The organism is Streptomyces sp. SID3343 (genome assembly GCF_009865215.1).
Taxonomy (GTDB): Bacteria; Actinomycetota; Actinomycetes; order Streptomycetales; family Streptomycetaceae; genus Embleya.
Window position 1 is genome coordinate 1 of record NZ_WWJX01000981.1, and the last position, 1,629, is coordinate 1,629.

Sequence of the window (1,629 nt, forward strand, 5' to 3'; positions counted from 1 at the left end):
GGGGGACTTCGAGGTGCCCGACCCGCTCCCGATAGGCGGCCGCCGCGCTGAGCGCGATCTCGAACGCCTGCTCCCGCGTCCGCGTGGGCTTGGGTCCCTTGGGCTCGGCCATCCCACCCCCACCGGCCGCACTGCCCGCCTGCTGCACCACGGCGTCGGCCACCGCCCCGGGCCGGGTGAGCCCCAACTCGACCAGGCGCTCGTGCTGCTCCCGGCCCAGTGTGTCCCAGGCGGCGCGTTGCCGGGCGGCCCACCGCCCGATGGTCTCGACGCGGTGGACGGCGTCCAGGGCGATGTGCTCCAGTCGGGCTCCGGTGCCGCGCGTCCGCAGGAGTTCGCCGACGTACGTGAGGCGTCGTTGCGAGGACACCGGCCAGTGCGGCGGGTTCCAAGGCTCGGCCTCGACGAGCGCGTCGAGGGCCTCGCGCCGTTCGGCGTCGAGGCCGCTCTTGCGGTCCTGGGTTCGTTTGGTCTCGAGCCATTTGCCGATCGGGAATCCTTCGATGACGGCGTCGGCGGGGGCGGCGAGGGTGGCGTGTTCGTGGGCGTATTGGCGCGCTGTGGCCGGCCCGTCCTCCCAGGCCCGATCGAGCAGGGACCACACCATTCCCAACTCGTTCAGTTTCTGGATCTGCTTGGTGTTCGGTCGCCCTGCGGCGTGTTCTCTGCGTTGTTCGGAGATCCAGCCGCCGAGTGGGAATTTCACGCCGTGGTGGTCGCCGTCGAGGGGGACGCGCAGGTCGGGATGGTTGCGGCGGTAGCGTTCGGCGGCGCGCAGGCCGCGCAGCCCGATTGCGGGCCGACGACGTGCATTTCCACGAAATGGGCGATTTCGACAGGCTCGCGCAGGGTGGAGAACCGCAGGATCGGCCGCCACTCCTGCCGCTCCTCCCCACCCTCGTTCTCGTCGTCCTCGCCGGCGGTGTCGTCCTGGTCCGTCTTGTCGGTCGCGTTCGCCTTGGGGTGTGCCGTTGACCTGGGGGACGGCCAGGACGTCGACGATGTCCGCGTCGTGGGCCCGCAATGCCTGAAGCACGCGCTGGTGCGGTCGCCGGCTCGGCGAGATCAGCATGCCGTCGCGGTGCTCACCGGCCTGAAGGAAGATCGGGACGAGGATGGTGGCGATCTTGTCGCCGCGCGCGGACGGTCGCACGGCGCGTCCCACGGCCTGGAGGATCTCCACGATCGACTCTTTGGGGTGCAGGATCGCGATCGAGTCGATTTCGGGCACGTCCACGCCCTCGCCCAACACGCGGTAGTTCGAGACGAAGGACCGGTCGACGAGGACGCCGTTCTCGTCGGCGCCGGTGCCGAAACGGCCCAGGACCTGCCGCCGGTGGCCGGAGTCGTGTTCGCCTTGCTCTACGTGTTGCGTTCGTCGGTCCGCACCCTCGGGCGAACAGGCTGGTCAACACGCCGAACAGCGCGCCCGACGGTGCGGACTGCTTCTCCTGGACACGCCTTTGCCTTCGGACCGGGGGCGCAGCCGTCGTGTCCTCGCCCGACCCGAGGCCCCGCCCCGACTCATCGGAGGCGCGAGTGTGGTGCTCCGGCGAACGGTGGGCCGCCCGACCGAACCGGCGCCGGCTAGCGGTTGTCCCCGCTCGCGGCGCGCACCGCCCGCGCCGG

1 protein-coding gene is annotated in these 1,629 nt (G+C 71.2%); it reads right to left on the reverse strand.

Annotation, left to right across the window (positions count from 1 at the left end; all coding sequences use genetic code 11):
* The coding region (locus tag GT354_RS30635) for a helicase associated domain-containing protein (RefSeq protein ID WP_202512498.1) at window positions 1-1,237 on the reverse strand (1,237 nt) is incomplete at its 3' end.
* Window positions 1,238-1,629: the final 392 nt, after the last annotated feature.